17 protein-coding genes are annotated in these 23,736 nt (G+C 55.5%); 8 read left to right on the forward strand and 9 right to left on the reverse strand.

All coding sequences use genetic code 11. From position 1 onward, the window contains the following. Positions 1–61 precede the first annotated feature (61 nt). The 6 genes from F5984_RS04305 to F5984_RS04330 all read right to left on the reverse strand — a co-directional run bounded on the left by F5984_RS04305 (position 62) and on the right by F5984_RS04330 (position 9,113). Entirely contained in the window at positions 62–2,284 is a 2,223-nt protein-coding gene (locus tag F5984_RS04305; RefSeq protein ID WP_152123001.1) for a penicillin acylase family protein, read from the reverse strand. Between the two features lie 310 nt (positions 2,285–2,594). Further along, entirely contained in the window at positions 2,595–3,896 is a 1,302-nt protein-coding gene (locus F5984_RS04310) for a Gfo/Idh/MocA family oxidoreductase (protein WP_152123002.1), read from the reverse strand. A gap of 137 nt (positions 3,897–4,033) precedes the next feature. Continuing rightward, complete coding sequence (locus F5984_RS04315) at positions 4,034–4,810, reverse strand: 3-ketoacyl-ACP reductase (RefSeq protein WP_152123003.1); 777 nt, start codon at positions 4,808–4,810, stop codon at positions 4,034–4,036. A gap of 163 nt (positions 4,811–4,973) precedes the next feature. Then, on the reverse strand, positions 4,974–6,413 hold the full coding sequence (locus F5984_RS04320; RefSeq protein WP_152123004.1) for an oxidoreductase: 1,440 nt from the start codon (positions 6,411–6,413) through the stop codon (positions 4,974–4,976). Next, positions 6,410–7,828, reverse strand: coding sequence for a glycoside hydrolase family 88 protein (locus F5984_RS04325; RefSeq protein ID WP_152123005.1), 1,419 nt, complete (start codon positions 7,826–7,828; stop codon positions 6,410–6,412). The genes F5984_RS04320 and F5984_RS04325 overlap by 4 nt, the downstream gene beginning before the upstream one ends. A 178-nt stretch (positions 7,829–8,006) precedes the next feature. Further along, complete coding sequence (locus F5984_RS04330) at positions 8,007–9,113, reverse strand: DUF4932 domain-containing protein (RefSeq protein ID WP_152123006.1); 1,107 nt, start codon at positions 9,111–9,113, stop codon at positions 8,007–8,009. A gap of 192 nt (positions 9,114–9,305) precedes the next feature. Between F5984_RS04330 and F5984_RS04335 the strand changes: the two genes are divergently transcribed. After that, the gene (locus F5984_RS04335) at positions 9,306–11,261 is read left to right on the forward strand and encodes a heparinase II/III domain-containing protein (protein WP_152123007.1); all 1,956 of its coding nucleotides are present in this window, start codon (positions 9,306–9,308) and stop codon (positions 11,259–11,261) included. Between the two features lie 19 nt (positions 11,262–11,280). Here F5984_RS04335 and F5984_RS04340 read toward each other — a convergent pair whose 3' ends face one another. Both F5984_RS04340 and nudK read right to left on the reverse strand, forming a co-directional pair. Then, entirely contained in the window at positions 11,281–11,904 is a 624-nt protein-coding gene (locus tag F5984_RS04340; RefSeq protein ID WP_221412951.1) for a collagen-like triple helix repeat-containing protein, read from the reverse strand. An 88-nt stretch (positions 11,905–11,992) separates the two neighbouring features. Further along, the gene (gene nudK, locus F5984_RS04350) at positions 11,993–12,586 is read right to left on the reverse strand and encodes a GDP-mannose pyrophosphatase NudK (protein ID WP_152123010.1); all 594 of its coding nucleotides are present in this window, start codon (positions 12,584–12,586) and stop codon (positions 11,993–11,995) included. Positions 12,587–12,637: 51 nt separating this feature from the next. Here nudK and F5984_RS04355 point away from each other — a divergent pair, with 51 nt between their 5' ends. The 7 genes from F5984_RS04355 (at position 12,638) to F5984_RS04390 (ending at position 22,220) form a co-directional block, all read left to right on the forward strand. Next, positions 12,638–13,393 carry a DeoR/GlpR family DNA-binding transcription regulator gene (locus F5984_RS04355; RefSeq protein WP_152123011.1) on the forward strand — a complete coding sequence of 252 codons (756 nt, stop codon included), beginning with the start codon at positions 12,638–12,640 and terminating at the stop codon, positions 13,391–13,393. Between the two features lie 72 nt (positions 13,394–13,465). Further along, entirely contained in the window at positions 13,466–13,966 is a 501-nt protein-coding gene (locus F5984_RS04360; protein WP_152123012.1) for a DUF4385 domain-containing protein, read from the forward strand. Between the two features lie 39 nt (positions 13,967–14,005). Then, a complete protein-coding gene (locus tag F5984_RS26675; RefSeq protein WP_221412952.1) occupies positions 14,006–14,731 on the forward strand; it encodes an HNH endonuclease in 726 nt (241 codons plus the stop codon). Between the two features lie 216 nt (positions 14,732–14,947). Continuing rightward, complete coding sequence (locus tag F5984_RS04375) at positions 14,948–15,253, forward strand: hypothetical protein (RefSeq protein ID WP_152123013.1); 306 nt, start codon at positions 14,948–14,950, stop codon at positions 15,251–15,253. Between the two features lie 194 nt (positions 15,254–15,447). Next, positions 15,448–16,941, forward strand: coding sequence for an ATP-binding cassette domain-containing protein (locus F5984_RS04380; protein WP_246168815.1), 1,494 nt, complete (start codon positions 15,448–15,450; stop codon positions 16,939–16,941). A 46-nt stretch (positions 16,942–16,987) separates the two neighbouring features. Next, positions 16,988–17,872, forward strand: coding sequence for a bifunctional 5,10-methylenetetrahydrofolate dehydrogenase/5,10-methenyltetrahydrofolate cyclohydrolase (locus tag F5984_RS04385; RefSeq protein ID WP_152123014.1), 885 nt, complete (start codon positions 16,988–16,990; stop codon positions 17,870–17,872). Between the two features lie 202 nt (positions 17,873–18,074). Further along, the gene (locus tag F5984_RS04390) at positions 18,075–22,220 is read left to right on the forward strand and encodes a hybrid sensor histidine kinase/response regulator transcription factor (RefSeq protein ID WP_152123015.1); all 4,146 of its coding nucleotides are present in this window, start codon (positions 18,075–18,077) and stop codon (positions 22,218–22,220) included. Between the two features lie 289 nt (positions 22,221–22,509). On the opposite strand, the gene F5984_RS04395 is transcribed toward F5984_RS04390, so the two are convergent. Further along, positions 22,510–23,694 (reverse strand): glycoside hydrolase family 88 protein, encoded by a 1,185-nt coding sequence (locus F5984_RS04395; protein ID WP_152123016.1) that lies wholly within the window; start codon positions 23,692–23,694, stop codon positions 22,510–22,512. Between the last annotated feature and the right edge of the window lie 42 nt (positions 23,695–23,736).

A 23,736-nucleotide genomic window follows, 5' to 3' on the forward strand; every position in this document is an offset into this window, starting at 1 on the left:
TTACCGAACACCCTGTTCGAGTAGGCGGGCCGGTGTCTCGTTTAGACCCCGCGTCTGGCGATTACCGCTCGCCGGGATGATAGGTTTTCTCGACGTGTTTCTGTACGTCTTCGGGGTAGAACAAGACGTCTTTAAACTTGCCTTCGCAGTACAGCGCTGCCTGATCGGTAAAGTGCTTGTCGCCGGGGCGGCTGCTTTGCCCACCCGTCACCACCGACCGGGCCTTGACCCGCTCGCCAAACTCAACCACGGCCACAAAGCTGTTGCCCACGTTGCCGTAGCGTTTTTGGGTGCCGGGGTAGCTGCGGGCACCGTATGCCGCCAGCGAGCCCCAGGCCGACGAGGTAAAGCCAACCGGCAAGCTTGGTTTCTGGTCGTCGTAGGTTTCGTTGATTTTGCCCGTCAGTCGTTGGTAGCGGTTTACCTCACCCCAGGGCATACGCCAGGTGCCAAACTGACGGCTCAGGTCGCTCAGGACCTCGGTGAGAGCGGTTACTTTTTCCGCTTCTGAGGTGTTTTTTAGGATAAAATCGCTCAGGCCGAGGTTGTCGAATCGGGTGTCGGCCGAGGCCCGGGTGCGCGCCAGTCGCCCAATTTTTTCCCCCCAATAAATCGCCAGGGTTTGCCCAACTGACCCAACACCGTAGCCCCGGTCCCATGTTCGGAGGATATTGATGGCTTCGGCCAGGTCTTTTCCGTTGTATTTGGGGTCGCTCGAAACTGACCCATAAGCCACCAGCAGGGGAGGCAGTAAATCGTCGAAAGCCGCCAGATGGGGGTCGTTGGCAGCCGCAATCAGCGTATCGAGCGTAAAGATCGATTTTTGGCTCAACACCCGTACCGCGTTGATACCGCGGTAGTTTTCGGCATCAGGGGCCATGTAAGCGGGGAAATTAGCCTTGACGGGGCTACTCGGCCCCGATACCGTGAAGGGCGTAGCGTTGCAGTTCTGAATCCAGCCCGATGCCGGGTTACGCACCTGTACCAGCTCCGTAATGGGGTGTAGTCCTTTCCAGTCGGTGGCCGGGTTGCTGCCGTCAACGGGTTTGTTCCAGTCAAATTGCGTATCCCGACGGGGCATAAAGTTGCCGTGCCAGTACGCAATGGTGCCGGTGCGGTCGGCAAACACGGTGTTGTTTGAGGCATTACCGTTCAGTTTCATTACCTCCTGGTAGCTCGCGTAGTCTTTTGCTTTGGTGCGCAGGTACGATTGCGAAAGCGCGTTGAGCGGGGTATTCATCATGGCCACGGCAATCCATTTGTCGCCCTGTTGGCCGGCTATAGGGCCGTGGTGTGTGAAATACATCGTGAAGTCCTTGTACTGCACGCCATTGCCCGATTTGTAGGGTAGCCGCACGGTCTGTGTCCGAACCGGTTTGGGCTTGCCGCCGTGCTGGTAGTATAGTTTTCCGTTTTTCTTCTGGACTGTTTCGAGGTATTCGTCCATCGAATCGGCATAGCTGGAGGTGTGCATCCAGCCGCAGTTTTCGTTGAAGCCCTGATAGATAAAGAACTGACCCCACGTTACGGCCCCGTATGCGTTGAGACCGGCCTCACTCACCATGTGCACCTCCGACCGGAAGTAGAACGATGTGTGCGGGTTGATGAGCAGGAGAGCGTTTTTGGTGGCACTTTTCGATGGGGCCACGGCAAACCCGTTGGAGCCGATGGATTCGCGCTCGTAGTAATCTTCGCGGGGCACCCACGAGGTTTTAGGAGTTCCCTCATAAAACGCCTTGATCCGGTCGATGGGCACCACGCTGATGTTGCCGCCGATACTTCCCTCGCTGAACATCAGGGGCATCCAGGGCTGAAACCGGCGGATTAGCCGGGGTTTTGCTTCGGGGTGGGTGTAGAGGTAATAGTTGGTGCCATCGGCAAAAGCGTCGAGCAGTTGTTTCATCCAGGCCGGGCTTTTTTTATACACCGCAATGGCTTGGGTCGTGTCCATAAACAACCGGGCCCGGAGGTCGTGGTACAGCGCCGATTCGCCTTCTACCTCGGCCAATCGGCCAATGGAGGTGATGTAGTTCTCTTCGACCCGCGCAAAATCATCTTCACACTGCGTGTACATGAGGCCAAACACGACGTCGGCATCGGTTTTACCGTAAATGTGGGGTACTCCCCACGTATCGCGGGTGATGGTGACGCCTTTGGCCCGTTGTTGCCAACGGTTGATGTCGGTCTGGTTAAACGATTGAGCAGGAACGGAGTAGCTGCTGAGGAGAAGAATCAGGGTCGGAAGTAAAAACCCGAGTCGGTAGGCAAAGTACGGTATGCGCATGGGTTTGATGAAGAACAGGCTAAATAAACAACAGCTCCCGAAGGAGCTGCTGTAGGGTAAAAATAAAGGTTCACGCTCAAAAAAAGCGAGAATGATGCCGTCTTTAGAACTGACATCTCGTTTAGAGCGATGCCTGATCTCCTGTCGAGATGGATACTGGCATTTGTGTTCCAAAGATGACATCTCGTTTGGAGAGATGTCATCTTTTTCGTTGGTGCATCATCTTTTCAAGCTGGCACCACCTGGGGTGTTCTAAAGATGACATCTCGTTTAGAGAGATGTCATCTTTTTGTTGGTGCATCTTACCAAATTACACCGTTGTGGGAACCAGGTACGGCGCCCGGTACTTGCGGGTGAGCATGGCGTTGGCTTCCTTGTCGTTCACAAACACTTCCTTTTGCGGGTCGAAGTGCAGCGTGCGCCCGAGCCGGTACGAAATGTTGCCGAGGTGCGCCAGCGACGACGCCAGATGCCCCGTTTCGATGGGGCCGTTGAGCAGTTTTTTGTCACGCGCCCGCACGGCATCCACAAAATTCTTGTAGTGGTCGCCACCGGCATTGCGGGCGGGGCCGGGCTCGCGGTTGCGCCCCAAATACGTTTTGTAATCCGCATAGCCGTTGATAACCATGTAGCCTTTGTCGCCGTAGAAGATATTACCGACTTCTACGCCGTCTTCTTTGTTGGTCATCCAGGGGCGTACCTCAAACTGAATCACTTTACCCTGCTTGGGATAGTGGTACGTAGAGGTGAGCACTTCGGGGGTTTCTTTGCAATCGTTCCAGAGAAACTTACCCCCTGCAGATGTAATGACCTCGGGCAGCCCCACGTCGAGCCCCCACATGCAAAGATCTGTTTCGTGAATACCCTGATTACCAATGTCTCCGTTGCCGTAGTCCCAAAACCAGTGCCAGTTGTAATGCACGTAGTTTTTGCTGAAAGGGCGGGTTTGGGCCGGTCCCTGCCACAAGTCCCAGTTGAGGCCGTCGGGTACCGGTGAGTTGCCCAGGTTGCCGATGTCGGGCCGCCATTTGTACACCGTACCGCGAGCCATGTACACCTTGCCAATGAGGCCGTCGCGCAGGTGTTTAATAGCCTCCTGAATGGCTACCGAGCTGCGTAACTGCACGCCATGCTGCACAATCCGGTTGTATTTGTTGGCTGCTTCCACCAGCTTACGACCTTCAAACAGGTTATGGCAGGCGGGTTTCTCCACGTACACATCTTTGCCGGCCTGACAGGCCCATATGGTAGCCAGTGCGTGCCAGTGGTTGGGCGTGGCAATACTCACCGCGTCGATGTCTTTGTCTTCGTACACCCGCCGGAGGTCCTGCTCGGTTTTGACCTTGCGCTTGTACTTGGTTTCGAACTCGGTGGCCGACTTTTGCAGCACCACATTGTCGACGTCGCAAAGCGTGGCAACTTCTACGTTTTCCAGTTTAGAGAAACCGGAGATGTGGTCCTGACCACGGCCGTTGATACCGATAACGGCCACCCGCAGGCGGTCGTTGGCCCCGAAGGCGCTACTCGGAATAAGCGTGGGAAGTCCCAGCGCGGCCGTTCCGAGGGCGGTAGTCTGGATAAACTTCCGCCGGGAAACAGAGGAGTCTTGCATGAGAAAAATAGGTAAGGTTTATAGGAAATTAAAGATAAGGTAAAGAGTTGGTTATGAGGGCCGGTAGCCGACTCCACTAACCTAAAATAAGCAATCAGAATAAACCAGAAACAATAAACCCAAAACTATGAACCCATTTACAGCCGGGCGAGTGTCAGGCCACCATCGACCATAAACACCTGACCGGTGGAGTAGGGGAACCCACCCTCGGCAATGGCTGCTACGGCCCGGCCTACATCGTCGGGTAAGCCCCAACGGGGTTGTATGGTCAGACCGTCGGCAATTAGCTTGTCGTATTTGTCGGTGACGCCTGCCGTCATGTCGGTTTTGATAATGCCCGGCCGCACTTCGTACACCGGAATCCCGAACGCACCGAGCCGGGCCGCGAACAACTGCGTTGCCATGCTCAAGCCGGCTTTCGACAGGCAGTAGTCGCCCCGGTTTACGGAGGCTACCGTGGCCGAAATAGACGATACCGTGATGATGCTCCCCTCAAAATCGGGGTTCGCTTCTTTCTGGGTAATCATCCAGTTGGCCACGGCCTGAGTCAGAAAGTAGGGGCCTTTCAGGTTCACCGTCAGCACTTCATCGAAACTCTCTTCACTTGCTTCAAGAATGTCGGCCCGAACCCTGGGGGCAATCCCCGCATTGTTTACCAACAGATTCAACTGGCCAAAGTGGGCCTCAATTTGCCTGAGCATTTGGCGTCGGGCGTCGGCGTCGGCCACGCTGCCCCGGCAGTAAATCACCTCGGTTCCGAGTGTCCGTAACTGATTCAGCACCTCCGTCACGGCCGACTCCTCGCGCACCCCGTTGATGGCCAGGTCGAATCCTTTCCGGGCCAGATGTTCGGCAATGCCTAAGCCAATGCCCCGGCTGCTTCCGGTAATAAAAGCGACTTTTTTAGGTGTCATGAGTCAGACAGAATTAAATGAATAATGTAAAATGTACAATGAGATGGTTGATTGTCAGCAGGTAATGCAATTGTTCATTGTACATTTTACAGGGTTCATTCACTTATGGCAGGGTACTTTTGGTGAAAGAGCGAAAAGGTGAAAGGGCGCACTCGTTCACTCCTTAAAACTTGAGTTCTTTGAGCTGTTCGGCTTCGGGAAGTTTTTTGTACAGAGTATCGAGCGGGTAACAACCCGAAATAAGCCCGTTTCGAGGAGCGGTGGTGCAGTCGGAGAAGGTGCGGCAAATCAGGTTGCGCGTCAACGCCTGCCCGGCCAGCATATCGGCGGGCATAGTGGGGTACGACAACACCATCCGGCCGAAGCCCACACTGTCGGCCATGCCCTCGCGCAGCACGTACTGAGCCACGTTGGGCAGCCATTCCTGCAGGTATGAGTACCCCGATCCGATAATGACCAGCTCTGGAAACGCCTTTTTCAGTTCGTGAGTCACGTCGATTTGCCGTTTTACGCCCAGCAGCGGGTCTTCGGGCGGCAGGTAGCCGTCGGAGGGCGGAAACAGGGCCGGGCGCATCAGGTGGGGGTTGTAGTACGGGCTGCCCCCCGTAATGCAGATCATCTGAATCCCCAGCGATTGCGCCAGCTCCAGAAATGCCTTCGGCTCGCTCAGGTCAATAGTCAGGCCCGATTCTGCCCCGCCAAACGCGTACGGATACGCGTCGGTCGGTTCGGGGATGCCCACATCGGCGGGCCCTTTTTTGAACGGCAACAAATCGAACGCACTGAGCCGGATGCCCATTTCGAGCCCCGGTGCGGCCTGTCGGATACCGGCCACGATGTTGCGTAGAAACCGCGTCCGGTTTTCAAAACTGCCCCCGTACCGGCCTTCGCGGTTCACGGCACTCAGAAACTCATGGCCCAGATACCCGTGGCAGTGCTTGATGTCGACAAAGTCGAAACCGGCCTTTTGCGCCAGCACGGCCGCAGCTACGTAATGTTCAATAATGTCGTCGATTTCGCTGTCGGTGAGTACCGGATAATCGGCGTCCATCCCAAATTTCTGGTTCAGGTAGGGGTGCGCATACAGAATCTTCGACTCGAACTGCCGGTGGCTGTTCGGCTTGCAAAACCGGCCCGAATGGGTGAGTTGCAGCCCGATGACTAAGTCGTCGGTACGGTTAAACTGCTCAGTGTGTTTATCGAGAATCAGCTGGCGCAGGCTAACAAACTCGTCGAAGTTTTCGGGGTTAATAACCAGCTGATTGGGATTTGCCTTGCCTGAGTGGCACACGGCCACAGCCTCGCACCCGAACAGGAGTTTGGCTCCGCTTTCGGCAAATTTGAGCCACCGTCGGCGGGTAAAATCAGTCGGTTTACCATCGGGGGTACCGTCCCAGCCTTCCATCGGCAGAATACACAGGCTGTTGCCAATCGTTTTACCCGATTTGAGGGCAATGGGCTTGCCAAACGGACTTTGGTCCGGGGGGAGCAGCGTCTCGTCGTACGGTAGATCGATTTGGTGGGTTTGCAGGTAAGCCGATAGGTCGGAGGCCGTTTTTAGCTGGGCCATCCGGGTATATTTGGGTTTGTATTTGCCGCTCATTGGTTGGGGGTTGGAACACAGTTGAAGAACGCGTAGTACGGTCCGCCGTCGATTATACGCTGTACGTACAGAGCCAGCTCGCGCATGTGGTAATCGCCCCACATACTCGACTCCCCGCACGGAATCTGACTGCCCTCGGGGGTATAGTCCCAGCCGTTGGGCCGGTGGTAAATCGAGTGGAGCAATAGCCCCTCATGCGCGGGGTCGGTGCTGAGGTACGGTTCCTGGAGGAGTGTGTCGAGCACGGTAAGGCCAGCCTGCCAGTACCGCCGACCCGCTTCAACATCCCGGCCGTTCTGTTGCAGGTAATGACCGAGCCGGAGCAGGCCCTGTGCCCCAATTGCAGCCGCTGAGCTATCGACCGGTTCGTGGTCGTTGTACGGTTCGGCGGGCCGGTTCAGGTAATCACCCAGCTTGTAAAGATTCGGGGCCCCGGTGTCCCAGTACGGGACGCCATCGGTGGGGGTGTGTTGCAGGAAAAAGTCGCAGGTGGCACGAGCTCCCTTGAGCATCATGGCCTCAATGGCTGCCCGCCCACCGAGCCGGTCGAGGTCGGTGTCGGAGAGGAGGGGGAGGGCTTCCAGCTCTTCGGCAAACCCACACATGGCCCAGGCCAAACCGCGGGTCCAGGTGCTGAAACCCGTGTAACCCTGCTGGGAGTTCGGGCAGCGGTAGTTGCCGTCGGTGACGTTAAAAACGCTCTCGTGGGCCGTGCGTCCCCAAATATCGTAGCTATCGCGGCCTTCGCCGTAATAGACCGAGAAGCGGGCCGTGGCGTCGATGTGCAGCAAGGCCCGTTCGAGGAGGCTGATACGCCGGTCGTTTTCGGCCTGAAAGGTATGGCCCAGCAGGTGGCTCACCACCAGCGCCCGGCACGACCGGATAGTGTCGACAAACAGCGAGTGCGGCCCGTTGAATGAATGAATAAAACCGGCTTCGGGCATACCAGGAGCCACCGATTGGATGGGCGTCCAGCGATTAGCCTGCACCGCCCCCGAAATTTTGAGCGCCAGTGCGTAGAAGTTGGCCTCCCACTCGTTTGTCGGAATTTTGCCTTCGCGCATGAGCCGCAGTAAGTTGCCGTAGGTGCTCACGTTGTTGAACCCGTGGTCGTGTACACCTACGTGGCTCACGTGCGGGGCCATCGACTGGAGCGTTTGCGCCCGGCCGAGGTCGAGAAACTCCGCATCGCCCGTAGCATCGAACTGCACAATAGCCGAGCCGTACTGAAAGCCCTGTGTCCATTCGGTCCAGCCGCGGGTCGTGTACCGGCCCTGAACGGTAAACACGGGTGAGCCTTTACGGGCGTCGTATTGTTTTTCGATGAGCCGGATTTTCCGGGCCGACAGCTCCCAGAATCGCTGTAGTTTGGCGGAAAGGTAGGCGGGTGTAAGCGAATTGTTGGACTGAACCATACGAAGTAGAATGACGGAATAGGGGGCAGGCTTGCTGCTCAAGGCAGAAAGCAGCCGTTTTGGCTTATTCTACTTTTACTGCTGACAACCAGCTTGCCCCATACGTGGATGCGAGCGGGCACCAACCAGTAATTGGGTGGCCTTCGGCGTGTTTCAACCGCAAACTAAGTGCGTTGTATTAGCGGGGGATGGTGGGTAACTCGGCAATAAGATCGGGTAAAAACGAGGCCAGCGTTGGGTATCGTTTCCGGTTTGCTTCGTAGCGGGTCAATTGCTTTTCAAAAAAGGGAAGGTACATCCAGTTGGCATTTTCGGTGCGTAATTGCTGCGCAACTTTCGGTAAACCCAGGGCGAGGGCAATGCGTACTTCGCCCGCCCGAACGAGGTGCTCGTTGAAGGAGGTTTCCCAGTCGGAGTATTGCCCTTGTCCCGGAATGGGCTGAAACAGGTTTTTGTGTGCAGCAAGGGTTGGCGCAATGGCTGGCAGGGCCGTGAGCGGATTAACAAACGTGTGTCCAAATTCGTGGACCGACAGGTTTCGAATCTGTTCCGGGTTATCGAAACCGGCATCCATAACCCGGTTAGACGGTACCGATTGCTCGCCGAGTGGCGCTGCAATTTGGTTGGCAACCCGGCCGCTTGCGGTAGTTACCTCCCAGGCCATACCCCAGTTCGCTTTGAAAAAAGGGTTGATGATCAGGCGGTAAGCCGTCTTGCGGGCACCATAGTAAGCCTCCATAGTGGGGATGAAGCGGGCAGGTGGTAAGTTACGTTCAACCTGCGCCAACGCTTGTGTGTAAACGTACTGGTATTGCTTTTGAAAGCGGGCAAAACCGGCATCACGGTAAAATGCACTCACCAACAGCATATACTCATCAACCAGCCGTGCCGCCGAATCGGCCTGCGGATGGATTGCCTGTAGAATTTCGGGTGAAACGGGGGTGTGCCGACGAGGCCGGGGAAAGCCTTCGTAAAACAGCGGCAATAGATACACGCCTGTCCCGATTTTTTCGGTCATCCAATGCGTACGTGTTACGGCCGGGTGTTGCCGAAACGGGGCGAAGAACTCGTAACTAATGCGCATCAGACGGGTGGTTCGATACAGGTATGGGTCGGCGAGGGAGTCCTTCAAAAACTCGGAAGCATTCTGCACTTCGAGCGCGTTGATGAGCTCTACGCCCAAATCCGTCTCAACCCTAATCCGTTGTTTCTGTGCCCAGAGTGAGTGGGTAGAAAGAAAAGCGGTGAGCAGAAGACTCATCAAAAGGTAGGTTGCTTTAGGCATAGTCTGTTGGTATTGCTTTACAATATACAATTTTCGATACAATATACACTAAAGCGCAGGCCGGGCGAGCCGGATCGGTTGTGGGGCTGTAAGGCCCAAATTGCCCCCATCTAGGGTTGTTAAATCGAATGGAGGACGTGTTTTATCCGATACAACACCGTTAGGGATGTCCGACTTAACCCTTTTGCGGATATGAAACACCTCCTTTCTTTTCTCTTCCTTTGCGCACTAAGCGCGTCGGCGCAGGTAGTACCGCGCAACGTACTGGTGAGCCGGTATTCGGCCGAGGCTGTCCGGTCGGCGTTGGTGCCACGGGCTGCCTGGACACCCTACCCGCGGACGCCCGACGCCTGGCAAAAAGCCCTACCCGACAGCCTGCGGCTCAAACTGGTCCGGGCGGGCGAAGAAACGGCCGCCCAACCGATGCCGACCTTGCCCGCAACCCTTATACTCGAGTTTGTGCGCACGGCCAACCGGAGCCACTACGAAGGGGTATCGTTTGCCCGGCGGCATCAGCTCATGGATTTGGTCCTGGCCGAATCGGTGGAGGGGAAGGGGCGGTTTATCGACCCGATTGTGAACTACGTCTGGGCTATTTGTGAAGAAAGTTTCTGGGGCATTCCGGCTCACCTGAGTGTGCAAAAAACGGGTAGTGGCCTGCCCAATGTAGAAGACCGTATTGTGGACCTGTTTGCGGCCGAAACCGGCGCGGTGCTGGCCCTGACCGACTATCTGCTCGGCGACCGGCTGGCAACGGTGTCGCGCCTGATTCGCCCTCGTATTTACCACGAAACAAACGAACGGATTTTTAAGCCCATAGCGCAAACAAACCGATACGTATGGCTCAAGCGCGATGCCAAAGTGAACAACTGGAATCCGTGGATTATGGCAAACTGGCTGACGGCCACCCTGTTGCTTGAGCCCGATGAGCAGCGCCGGAGTCAGATGACGTTTGCTGCCATGGACGGCCTGGATATTTATCTCAACGGCCTGGGCGAAGACGGTGGTTGCGACGAAGGGCCGAGCTACTGGTTTGCGGCCGGGGCCTGCGTGTTCGATGCACTCGACCTACTGCACAGCGCCAGCAATGGCAAGATAGACGTGTATCGGTTGCCGCTTATTCGAAACATGGCTTCGTACGTCTACAAAATGCATATCGACGGTGGCTATTTCGTTGATTTCGCCGATGCTGACCCCACGCTCAAACCTGACGGGCTGATGCTGTACCGGTTTGGGGAACAGATTGCCGACGATACCCTCAGACGGTTTGGCGCGTGGGCATACCAGACATTTACCCAACCCGAACTGAAAGGAAACGCTTTTCGGCAACGTGGTTTTCACCGGCAGCGGCAAGTGCAAAATTTGCTGGCTATACCCCGGCTGGGCGCTACCCAGACTTCGTTTGCGGGCGTACGGGATGTGTGGTTTCCGGATGTGCAGGTTATGACAGCCCGTTCCGACAAAGGGCTGTATGTGGCTACCCACGCGGGTCACAACAACGAAAGCCATAATCATAACGACGTGGGCGATTTTATCCTGTATGCCGATGGCCGCCCGGTAATTATCGACGCTGGGCGGGGAACGTACACCGCCAAAACGTTCTCGTCGAAACGCTACAGCCTCTGGTGGACCCAATCGGCTTACCACAACCTGCCAACCATCAACGGATTAGGGCAACCAGCCGGCCGGAAGTACGAGGCTCAGGCCGTGCGCTATACACCCTCAGCGCGGGGGGCTTCGCTTAGTATGGACATTGCCAAAGCGTATCCGGCCGAAGCGGGCGTGCAAACGTGGCTGCGGACGGTAGCCCTCGACCGTAAGAACGAAACCGTTTCGGTGGCCGACGAGTACGCACTGGCAACGGCCCCCCGTTCGTTGCAACAAAGTTTTATGACCACCTGCCGGGTCGATACGGCTACGCCCGGTCGGGTGGTGTTCCGGTGGAGTGGAGCCGAACCAATGCAGCCGGTGGTGCTGTATTACGATGCAAAGCGCTGGCAGGTAGCCGTGGAACCCATTGCCCTGACCGAACCCGACGATGAGGGCTTCAAGAGCAAATGGCCTAATCAGACAATTCAGCGGGTACTCTTTACCGGCCTCAACCCGGCGGCATCGGGGAAAGTCCAATTTCGCTTTGCCCGGCAGTAGAGCAGGTACGGGGCGGGGCTTAATCGGACAATCCAAATGCCTGTTGTACCGATTCGTACCGGCTCCAGTCTACGGCCAGGCGCCCGCCCACGAGCAGACTGGCGGGGATCACCACGACCCGGATAGCGTCGAAATCTTCGGGGCCAAGCCGGAAGTTAGTGGTTCGTTTGAGAAACAGGGCCGCACTCAACCCTGAGTTGCCCGGAAAAAGATAGTAGCTGTACGCGTTGCCGACGGGTGTTTGCCCCGGCACCGCAAACCAGTACGACAGGCGGTTGCCCTGCGCGTCGGCTACGGTTTGTTTGACGTACACATTAAATGAGCTTTTCTCTATTTGGTCGAAGGTGAGCGAACTCGATGCCGGGAAGGTTAGCCGGAGGTCTTCGTTACCCGTATGGGGCCGGGCCGAATACGTAATTTGCAGCACGTTGGCGGCTCCCTGTACCACCGTCACTACGGTGCTCGAACCCGGTGTTCCGTTCTGCCCAGGGGCTCCGTTCTGCCCGGCAGCCCCGGCAGGCCCTTGTGGTCCGGCTGGTCCTTGCGGGCCAACCGGCCCTTGTGGGCCTTCAGGACCCCGGCACGCCAGCATCAAAAGGAGCAACCCAAACAGTGTAGATAGAATTGGTACGGATAGACGCATAAGGACGATTGAAAACGGTTTACCCGCAAACATAGCCGACCCGGCGCGTTTGTCCAACGTTTGGTTCGTGTGTGGCCCGGCCAACGGGTCAATTAAGACCTTGTTGCGCGGTCAGTTGCGTAATGTATAGGTGCTGGAGCAGCATAATCGTTTTGCCGTCCTGAATCGTGCCCGACCGGATCATCTGTATAGCCTCGGTAAGCGGAATTTCGAGCACGTCGATTTCTTCTTCCTCCACCCCGCCCCCTTCGCTCCGTTCGGTGTTGGGGTGGTAGTGCGCCAGGTAAAAAAACAACTTCTCCGTCACGGAGCCCGGACTCATGTAGGCTTCCATTACCTTCGTAACGTGATGGATGCGGTAGCCGGTTTCCTCCTCAGTCTCGCGACGGATAGCTACGTCGGGCGTGTCGTTGTCGAGCAGGCCAGCGCAGGTTTCAATCAGCATCCCGTCGGGCGTGTTGCCGTTGAGGTACGTAGGCATCCGAAACTGTCGGGTCAGAATCACCGTGTCGGCTTCCGGGTTGTAGAGCAAAATGGTTGCCCCATTGCCCCGGTCGTAAGCCTCGCGCGACTGCTTTACCCATTGGCCGTTTTTCTGCTGATACTCAAACGTGATTTTGTTCAGAACGTACCAGTTGTCCGACAAAACGGTGCGTTCGATATGGCGAATTCGGTTACTCATGTTTGATTTTGTTTGAAATTGTTTGATATTGTGCAAATGAACTACCTTTGAATGAGCTTTCAAATTCGTAAGGCAAAAATTTTAGGACTCCTTGAGCAAGCGGGAGGAGCGGTCGACGTGCGCCAATTGGCGGCCTCGCTCGATTTATCGGATATGACCGTTCGGCGCGACCTCAACGCGTTGGCCGAGCAGGGGCTGATTATCCGAACGCATGGCGGAGCTATGCTGCCGGGCCTTGCCGACCGCCCGGTTTCGTTTGCCGGTAAGTCGGCTCAACAGCATGAGGCCAAAGAGCAGATTGCCCGGCGGGCGGCCGCCGAAATTGTCGACGGCGACGTCATTTTCATGGATTGTGGCAGTACCGTGTTTGCCTTGTGTCCCTACATTCGGCAAAAGCGCATTACGGTCATAACCAATTCATTGCCGGTGGTAGCCGAGCTGATGCGGTCTAATGTGACCCTGAATCTGGTGGGCGGTGAGGTAGACAAGGAGCGTCAGGCCGTACATGGCCTGACGGCCGAAAGCCACATTGCCCGCTACCGGGCCGACAAAGCCTTTGTGGGTGTCGATGGGGTGTCGGTTGCTAACGGACTGAGTGCCAATGGTGAAAAAGAGGCTACCCTTACGTTGGCCCTGATGCGGCAAGCCGCGCATACGTACCTGCTCTGCGACGCTTCCAAACTTGGGCAGGACCGGTATTTGCAATTCGCGCCCCTGTCGGTGGTTGAGGTGCTTGTTACCGACCCGGCCGCGCCTGACGAGGTGGTACAGGCCTTTGTCGATGCCGGGGTGCGGGTCATTCGGTAAGATGGGCGGGGCGGTTTGGGACCGGGCGCGTTGATAGGGCAGAACCCCATTGTGCAACAAAAGCCCGGACTCATGGCCAAATCGGATCGTGCCTTCAACTATGACCTCGATTACCGCAACCTCGACTTGCGCCAACAACCCCACTTGTACCGGGTAGGCAAAGGCGAAATGGGGGTGTTGCTGGTGCGGCCGTACAAAGACGAGATTCTGCCCCATTGGCGCTTTAAAACGCCCGAAATCGCCCGCGAGTCGTCGGAGAAAATCTACAGCCTTTTCCTCGATTACAAAGCCAAAGGTGATTTTGTCGGTATGGACATGGCCCGCAAATTTTTGCAAATGGGCATGACACGAAGCTTACGCTATTATCACCATAAGTCAGGGCAAAAGTATATTGGTCCTGTACCTGACGACAAAAAGGGGCAGAGTGGGGCCCACGGCCGCGAGCAGGCCCCTGAAGATAGGGACTATTCAAAATGGGAAAGTGCCCAGATCTTCCGCGAGAAATATCTTCAGGTGCTGGCTGATGAAGAGTACGTAAAACAGAGAGAAGCGTTTAAAATAAAATATGGATAGATAACAACGATGAATTGTGTGCTTATTCTTGTACTAGCTATGCCAAACCAAAACAAGAAGATCGGAGAATGCTCTGTTGATAATTGTAATCGACAAGCGAAAGCGTTGGGGTATTGTTCTGCACACCATGAGCGAATAAAAAAAGGTGCTGGACTGAATCCAGAGAAGCCTTTAAGAAAAGCGGCTATTTCAATTACCGATGATCAACTCTTGGAAGCTGCTCAAAAATCGAGTAGTTGGCGTGAGATGCTCAATCATTTAGGATTCGCAACTATGTCAGGTGCTAGAAAGCAGATACAAAATCGAGTTAAGCAACTTGGTATTGATACATCCCATTTTCCTGTCCAGAAACCACGTGTGGAATGTTTAGTAGAAGGTTGTGAAGAATTAAGCCACGGAAAAGGGTATTGCTCAAGCCATTATGGCTATTTAGTCCGCAATGGTGACCCACAGAAGAAAATGATTGTAGGGAAAAAAAGATATAATGCTGGTGGGTACGTAATGCTTGACGCACCTAAAAGTGATTATGTAACTTCAAAATCAGGGCGAATTTTTGAGCATAGGTTAGTTATGTCCCAAAAGCTTGGTAGACCCCTTTTTCCGTATGAGCAGGTGCATCACAAAAATGGTGTTCGCTCTGATAATCGTATCGAAAATCTGGAGCTTTGGTCAAAAAATCAGCCTATTGGAGGCCGAGTGAGAGATCTTATTATTTGGGCCAAAGAAATTTTAGATTTATATGGCTCAGAAGAGTCTAACTTTTGATGAAATAGTACTGATTTAAGTTAGAGAAACATCTGAGGTAATTGTATACCGAGTCGGCTCGCGTTTTCTACGCTAAATATCTTCAGGCTCGTGAAGACCCGGCGTATAAAGCCCTGCGTAAAGCCTGGCAGGAAAAGTACGGCTGAGGGTACATTTTTGTAAAACTATCCTGAGAGTTGGGAAGTTGTTATATAGATTATAATACCTATCAACATTATGGATAAACTGCAAAAGCTTGAGCTAATGAACAAAATTGTTCGGGAGCTCGAAGACCTTCAGAACAGCCAAACGGCCATTATCACCAAAATTAGCCAGATTGAAGTTGATAACATGAATGGCCTCAACGACAAGTATCTGGAAGACCACCTGGGCGATATGCACAGCAAGATTGCGGAAAGCGTAGACGCGGTCAATGAAATATTTGCGCACTTTGAAGCCCAGCGCGACGAGTACGCCGAGAAGAACAAAGGGGCTCTGGAAGCTGCGCAGGCTGCTGCTGCAGTCGAAGCCGCCAATTCATAATGAACTTCTGACTTTTGGTTAACCCGTTTGGGCATAACCAGCACCGGCCCGGATTACGTCGCGTAATTCGGGCCGGTGGTTTTGTAGGGTATGCAGAGTCGGGCGGTATTTGCGACCTTTGCCCTGTGAAGTGGTTTATCGCGTTTGCGGTATGGTAAGCGTGTTGGGATCGGTTCGTTTCCCGACTCTAACCGATGAACCGGAACGCCGGCCGCCAAAACTATGCACTCTTTATGACCCTGATTGCCTTACAAGACGCTACCCTCCGCCGACCCAACGGCTTTACCCTTACCAACCTTAACTGGACACTCGAACCCAATCAGCACTGGGCCATTATGGGGCCTTCTGGCTCGGGCAAAAGTCTCTTCCTCGAAACCGTTGCCGGTCGGTTGCCCGTAGCCGGTGGCCGGTTGTGCCTCGTCGACGCAACCCTCCGCTCCCAAATTGAACTGGTGGCGCGTGACTATAGCTTCGACTGGCGCATTGCCGGGGCTGTGCAGTTTTACCAGCAACGGTTCAACACCCAAACGGTCGACGATGGCCCCACTGTTTGGGACGTGTTGCAGGGGCAGGTGCGGCCCGTGGGCACCATCGACCCCGCATCGGTGCCGTTGCCACCTCCGTTGTACCCTGAAGACTGGCTCCGCAACCGGGCCGATGTGCTCCGCATTACGCATCTGCTCGATCGGCGGCTCACTTCGCTCTCCAACGGCGAAACCCGCCGTACATTGCTCGTCCGCTCGTTGCTCAAGCAGCCCCGAATTTTGCTGCTCGACAACCCGTTTTCAGGCCTTGACGCCGATAGCCGGGCTCAACTGCACGAAACAATCGAGCAGGCCGCGCAAACGGGTGTCTCGCTCGTGATGGTGGTCGATGAACGCGACATGCCAGCTTGTGTTACGCATCGGTTGGTGTTGGAGGGAGGGAAAAAGGAGAAGGGAGAAGGGAACAAGGAGAAGGGAGAGGAGAGCAGCGCCCCCCTTTCTCCTTCCTCCGTTCTCCCTCCTTCCTTTTCAACCGCCATTCAGATGCAGGACGTGACCGTACGGTACGGGGCCAAAACGGTGCTCGACCGGGTCAACTGGACGGTACAGCGGGGCGAAAAGTGGGCCTTGCTGGGTCCGAACGGGTCGGGTAAAAGTACCTTGCTGAGTCTGATTACGGGCGATAACCCGCAGGCCTACGCCAACAAGCTTCACCTGTTCGACCGCCGGCGGGGTACGGGCGAAAGTATCTGGTGGATTAAAAGCCGCATCGGGTTTGTATCGCCCGAACTGCATCTGTATTTTCCGCGTCAAACTCGCGTTTGGGATGTGGTTGCGTCGGGCCTGTTCGATACGATGGGCCTTTTCCGAAAACTGGATGCCGAGCAGCAACGTCAGGTCCAAAAGCAATTAGAAACACTCGGCTTGACCAGCTTCCGCGACCGCCGACTGGCCGATCTGTCGGCCGGGTTGCAGCGGTGGGTGCTACTGGCGAGGGCATTGGTAAAACGGCCCCCGTTGCTTATTCTCGACGAACCGACGCAGGGACTCGATACGGAGCAGGTAGCCCAATTTCGGGATTTGATCGACGAAATGGCCACCCAAAACCCCGATCAGACGCTCATTTACGTGACGCATTACCCCGACGAGCTGCCCCGCTGTGTGACGCAAACCCTCCGATTAGCCGAAGGGCGGGTCGTGTAACGCGACAAACGGTTATCTTTGCCTTTTCTTTTTTCTCTCCAGTTTCATGCAACTCTTAGACGGTAAACTTCTCTCGGCACAGATCAAAGGGGAAATCGCGGCCGAAGTCGCTCAAATCAAAGCCGAAGGCGGAAAAACTCCGCACCTCGTGGCTATTCTGGTTGGCAATGCGGGTCGGTCAGAAACCTACGTAGCCAGTAAAATGAAAAGCTGCGAAGAGGTGGGTATGCACTCGACCCTTATCCGGTTTGAAGACGACGTGACCGAGGAAGAACTGCTCGCGAAGGTTCAGGCCGTCAACGAAAACCCCGATATGGATGGGCTGATTGTGCAGCTGCCGCTGCCTCCGCACATCAACCCCGACCGTGTGATGGAGGCCATTGCGCCCGCCAAAGATGTGGATGGGTTTCACCCGATCAATATCGGCCGGATGGCAAAAGGACTGCCCGCCTACGTATCGGCTACGCCCCAGGGTATTCTGGAAATGCTCAAGCGGTATCAGATCGAGACAAGTGGCAAGCACTGCGTGGTAGTGGGCCGGAGTCAGATTGTGGGCCTGCCCATGTCGATCCTGATGCAACGCAACGATTACCCCGGCAACTGCACCGTAACCCTCACGCACTCCAAAACCCAGAATCTGGCCGAGATTTGCCGATCAGCCGATATTCTGATTGCTGCCCTCGGGCGGCCCGGTTTTATCAAGGCCGACATGGTAAAAGAAGGGGCCGTTGTGATCGACGTGGGTCTTGAGAAAGTGGCCGATCCGACCAAAAAGAGTGGTTTCGCGCTCCGGGGTGATGTAGATTTTGACGCGGTTGCTCCCAAGGCCGGGTATATTACGCCGGTGCCCGGTGGAGTTGGCCTGATGACAATCTGCTCCCTGATGCAGAATACGGTCAAGGCAGCCCGGCGCGAGGTTTACGCCGACTAAAAGCGGGTGTAGTGTTAACCTGGTCAGCATAGTTTTCTTCGGGTCAATGCAGGCTCCCTGGCATTGACCCGAAGGATGGCACCAGCTGGCCTAAATTTCCTCCCAAACTACGGTATAACCGGCCTGCCGATTCATTTTAGATATTCTAACCTCTGACGTAGATAGGCCATGAGCTTACTAACCAGATTGTTAGATTATTGCCATGAATCTGAGACACGTTTTATCCGCCCTGTTGCTGCTGTTGGTGCTCGCCCGACCCGATGCTTTGGGGCAGCCCGACGGCATCGCGTTTAGCCATTTGACGGTCGAAGAAGGGCTATCGCAAAGCAGCGTGTACGCTATTGTGCAGGACACGCAGGGCTTTATGTGGTTTGGTACCCGCGATGGGCTGAACCGGTACGACGCCCGCCGGGTCAATGTGTACCAATACCCAAGCGGGCGCAAAGGCGGCTTTGCCTCGAATACCATCAATGCCCTGCTGCTCGACCGGAGTGGCCAACTGTGGGCCGGTACGAGCAAAGGGCTTACCCGCTACCGCCCTCAACAAGATGATTTTGAACGAATCCCGATTGCCCCCGCCGACTTTGCCGAAGTTCCCGACTCACTCGTAAACGCACTGCTCGAAGATTCGCACCGGAATCTGTGGGTTGGTACGCAGCGGGGCTTGTATCGGCTCCGGCGCGAATCGCTCCGGTACGAGTCGGTGAAAAAGCTGATTCAAACCGGGGCCGACCTGAGCAGCCGACAGATTCGGACGCTGTACGAAGACCCCCACGGTATGTTGTGGGTGGGCACCGCCAATGGCCTGACCCGGCTCCGCCCGACCGCTTCGGGACGGTTTGAGCTGACCAACTACTCGCTCGAATCGGGGAGTACCGTGTACCAGAATGCGTTCAACGGGGTCAATGCCATAGCCGAAGACCGGCAGGGCCGCCTGTGGCTTGGTACCGAGCGCAACGGGGTGCTGCTGTTCGACCGGCAACAGGGACGGGTTATTTCGCACAATGCCGTGCCCCAGTTAGACCTGAGCACACAGGCCGTCCGCAGTATTCAGCCCGACGGTAAAGGGAATTTCTGGATTGGAACCATGTCGGGCCTGTTTATTGTGGCGCAGGACGGTAGCCGGTTTCGGGCATTGATGAACCATCCGGCTGACCCTAACTCGCTTAACGACAATTCGATCCGTTCCATCTTCCGCGACCGGGATGGCTCCATGTGGGTGGGTACGTACTACGGGGGTGTGGATATGTATAGCCCCCTGGCGCGGCAGTTCAGCGCCTTTCGGCCCGTTGATAAGCACGGTGGTGTTCCGTTCAAAACGGCGAGCCCCATGCTACCCGCGTCGGGCGGAAAACAACTCTGGCTCGGTACCGAAGACCGGGGCCTGTTTCTGATCAATCCCGACAAAACCATTGCCCGTCATTTTTTGCATGACCCGGCCGACGCCCGCAGCTTGTCGAGCGACCGCGTGAAGTGTTTGCTCGCCGACGGGGCGCAGGGGCTCTGGGTTGGGACCCTCAAAGGGCTGAATTACCTGAACCTGACCGACGGCCAGATTACCCGGTTTTCGCACGAACCGAACAACCCTAATTCGCTCCCGAACGACCGGATTTACGACATCAAACGCGATACCGACGGCACACTCTGGATTGCGACGAACCTGGGGGGGCTGTGCCGGTTCGATCCGCGAACGCGCACGTTCGAATCCTTCAAGGCCCGCCCGCAGGAAGCCAAAACACTCAGTGCCAACGGTACAACCTGCCTCCTGCTCGACAACCGGCATCAGTTGTGGGTAGGAACTGTAAACGGCCTGAACCGGAAACTTACCGGGCAGCAGGCGTTTTCGCGATTTGCCCACCGCGACGATGATACCACCTCGCTCAGCAGTAACCACATCACCTGTCTGTTTCAGGACCGGAAAGGCCGATTGTGGATTGGTACCCGCGATACCGGCTTGAATCTGCTTCTGCCCGATGGGCACACGTTTCGGCACTTTGGCCGGACCGATGGTTTTGCCAGCAACATGATTGTGAGCATTCAGGAAGATAGTCACGGGCGGTTGTGGATCAGTACCGACAAGGGCCTGACCGAATTTGAACCTGATGATGGCTACCGGGTGGTATCGTATAACCGGTACGATGGGCTGGTGTGCAAGGAGTTTACGCCCTACTCGTCGTATCAAGACCCCGCCGGGCAGATGTACTTTGGTGGTTTCAACGGGATTATCACGTTTCACCCGGATAGTATTCGGCCGAATCGCACGGCTCCCCAACTGGCCTTCGCCCAACTTCGCCTGTTCAACGAACCGGTAGCGGGCTTGCCCCTGGGGAATACCGACGAAGGGCTCACATTTACGCACGAGCAGAACGTATTTTCGATCGATTTTGCCGCTTTCAACTACGTCAACTCGGCTAAAAACCGGTATGCCTACCGGCTGGTGGGTTTTGATAAGGACTGGAACTACGTGAGCGAGCCCCGGGCTATGTACATGAATCTGAGTCCGGGTCACTACACCTTGCAGGTAAAAGGCAGTAACAACGATGCCGTCTGGAATCAGAAACCGCTCGAACTAAACATTGAGGTGCTGCCACCGTTCTGGAAAACCCCCTGGGCTTATCTGCTGTACGCGCTGGTGTTTGTGGGTCTGCTGCGGTTGTGGTCGGGTTTTAATCAGAGCCGCCTGCAACTGGCGCACGAGCTGGAAGTGGAGCATCTGGAAAAACTCCGGCAGCAGGAGTTACATCAGACCAAGCTTAACTTTTTTACCGAAATCGCCCACGAGATTCGTACCCCTCTGACCTTGGTGCTGGGACCTGTAGAGGTGCTAACCGACCGCTACGCCGATGATCCGTTTGTGCAGAAACAGGTAACGCTTGTTCGGAACAGTACTGGCCGACTGTTACGGTTGCTGAATCAGTTACTCGATTTTCGGAAGCACGAAACCGGAAATAGTCAGCTTCAGCCGACCGAAACCGATCTGGTCGCGTTTCTGCGGCAGATTACCGATTCGTTTGGCGAACATGCCCGTTCGGGGAACGTACTGCTGACGGCCGAGGCTGAGGTGGATACCTTACCCGCCTGGGTCGACGTGGGCGAACTCGAAAAGGTGCTGTACAACCTCTTGCAGAACGCCTTTAAGTTTACGCCCGCTGGTGGTACTATTTCAGTACGGCTTCAGCAGGATTTTGGCCTGACCGACAATGCTGTTATCGTGGTCGAAGACACGGGTAGCGGTATTCCGGCCGCCGACCTCGGGCATATTTTCGACCGGTTTTATCAGGCGGGCAAACCCCAAACCCGCGAGCTGGGCTTTGGGTTGGGCCTTGCCCTGAGCCAACAGATTGTGGCACAGCATCAGGGGCAGATCACCGTCGAGAGTCGCGAAGCCGATTCCGCCGGGCCGGGTTTTACGCGGTTTACCATCACACTGCCCGTACGGGCAGTGGTCGGGGCGGTTCCGCTACCAACTACCGGTCCGGTGGCGCTGCTGGCCGATCTGCCACCAACCCATAAAAGCCCTGACGCACCCATTTCGGAACCGTCTGTTGCGGCCAATTTACCCCATCCGGTAGCCGACAAGCCGATTATACTGGTGGTTGAAGATCAGGACGATATTCGGATGTACGTGCGCGACCTGTTCGCCGATTCGTATCAGGTGTTCGAAGCGGCCGATGGACGGGTGGCCTGGGAAAAAGCTGCGCAGGTGCTGCCCGATCTGATTATCACCGACGTGGCTATGCCCCACATGGACGGCTTTGCGCTGACGCATAAGCTCAAATCAGACCCGCGTACGAGTCATATTCCGGTGATTATGCTCACGGCCAAAGACTCAATGGAGCATCAGCTGACGGGCCTGCAAACCGGGGCCGATGATTACGTGGCCAAGCCGTTTCATCCGTTGCTGTTGGTGGCCCGCGTGCGCAACCTCTTGCTGGTACGTGAGCAATTGAAGGCTAAATACCACCGTTTAGTGACCCTGCAACCCCAGGCCCCGGAGCTGGAGCACCCCGATGCTAAATTCCTGAATCAGCTCATGGCCGTTCTCAACGCCAATTTGGCCGACCCGGAGTTCAACGTAACGAGCCTGGTGGGCGAAATGGGCATGAGCCGACCGGTATTGTTCCGTAAGGTGAAAATGCTGACCGATATGTCGGTGATTGATCTGCTGCGAACCACCCGACTCAAAAAAGCCGAACAGCTACTGCGGCAGCGCAAGGCATCGGTGGCCGAAATCGCCTTTGCCGTGGGCTTCAGCGACCCTAAATATTTCAGTCGGGCGTTCCGAAGTCAGTTTGGTCAAACGCCATCGGAGTACAGTGCACAGTCGGCCGGGGCAGACAGTTGCTAATTGAGTGATTGAGCGAATTGTCTGCTATACGAAAATCAAATACGGTAGAGATGTCATCTTTCTAAACAAGATGACATCTCTACCGTATTTGATTTTACAAATACTTCTATTCAACGTGAATTATGGATAACGCAGGTCTTGACTGCTTGATTTACAATTAGTTGCTGACGCTTGGGCCTTCGACAGGCTCAGGCTGACAGGCAGTTCTCAAGTCTACAGTCAGCCTGAGCCTGTCGAAGGCCCAAGCGTCAGCCATTTTCCATAACTCACGTTATTCAGATAGCACCGCTTACTTTCGGGCACGGAGAAGGGCCTCCAGATAGTAGTAATCCGCGTAGATGAGCGGCACATCGCGCTCGAAGGTTTTGGCACCGGTGCTGTGCAACAACAGGAAACCGCGATTTTGTCCCACGGGCGACGTGTACGTTTTGGCCAGACTCGCCATAACGGCATCGGCTTTGGCGCGGTAGTTTGATTTAGGAACGTAGGTGCTCAATTCGTACAGAGCCGAGGCCATTACAGAAGCTGCCGACACGTCGCGGGTTTCGTTCGGAATGCCGGGCGCGTCGTAATCGTAGTACGGCACCAGGTCGGCGGGCATATTCTTGTGGTTCAGCATAAACCGGGCAATGGCTTCGGCCTGCTTCAGAAACTGCGGGTTTTTGGTTTCACGGTAGCAGAGTGTGTACCCGTACAAACCCCAGGCTTGCCCCCGCGACCAGGCCGACTCATCGTTGAAGCCTTGATGCGTATTTTTCTTGATAACCCGGCCCGTCAGCGTGTCGTAATCAACCACGTGGTACGAGCTGTTATCGGGCCGAAAATGATTTTTGAGGGTCGTTTGGGCATGCGAAACGGCAATCTTGTAGAACGTCGAGTCGCCTGTGAAGCGGGTGGCGGCAAAGAGCAGCTCCAGGTTCATCATGTTGTCGATAATCACAGGACACAGCCATTTTGCCGTGTTGTGGTCCCACGACCGGATAATGCCTGCCTTCGGTTTGTAGCGTTTAGAAAGCGTTCGGGCGGCCTGTATCAGAATATCTTTGTAGGCGGGGTCGTTGGTGAGTCGGTAGCCGTTACCGTAGCTGCAATACAGCTTAAAACCCATGTCGTGCGTACCCGCGTTCATTTTTTCGGATTCGAGCCGGGCGGTAAACTGCCGGGCCAGATCGGCCCATTCTTTGCGGCCCGTAAACTCGTACAGGTACCAGAGCTGACCCGGAAAGAACCCACTCGTCCAGTCGCGGGCGGGCACCATGTGCAGCTCACCCGCGTCGGTGAGGGTGCGGGGCGACACCAAGGCTGGCTTGCCCACTGGTTGGGTTTTGGTGGCCTCCGCCACCTGAGCCAGCATAAGCTCTGTTTGGGCTTCGGCTTTTTTGAATTGATCGCGTATAAACCGGTCGGGGAGGGCGCTTGTCAGAAAGGTACCGGCCAGCAGGGCCAGCGAGGTAATCATCAGAGGTTTTTTCATGCTATTGAACAGGGGAGACTTAAGTAGTCAGACAGAATTAAA

Source organism: Rudanella paleaurantiibacter, from assembly GCF_009184635.1.
GTDB lineage: Bacteria > Bacteroidota > Bacteroidia > Cytophagales > Spirosomataceae > Rudanella > Rudanella paleaurantiibacter.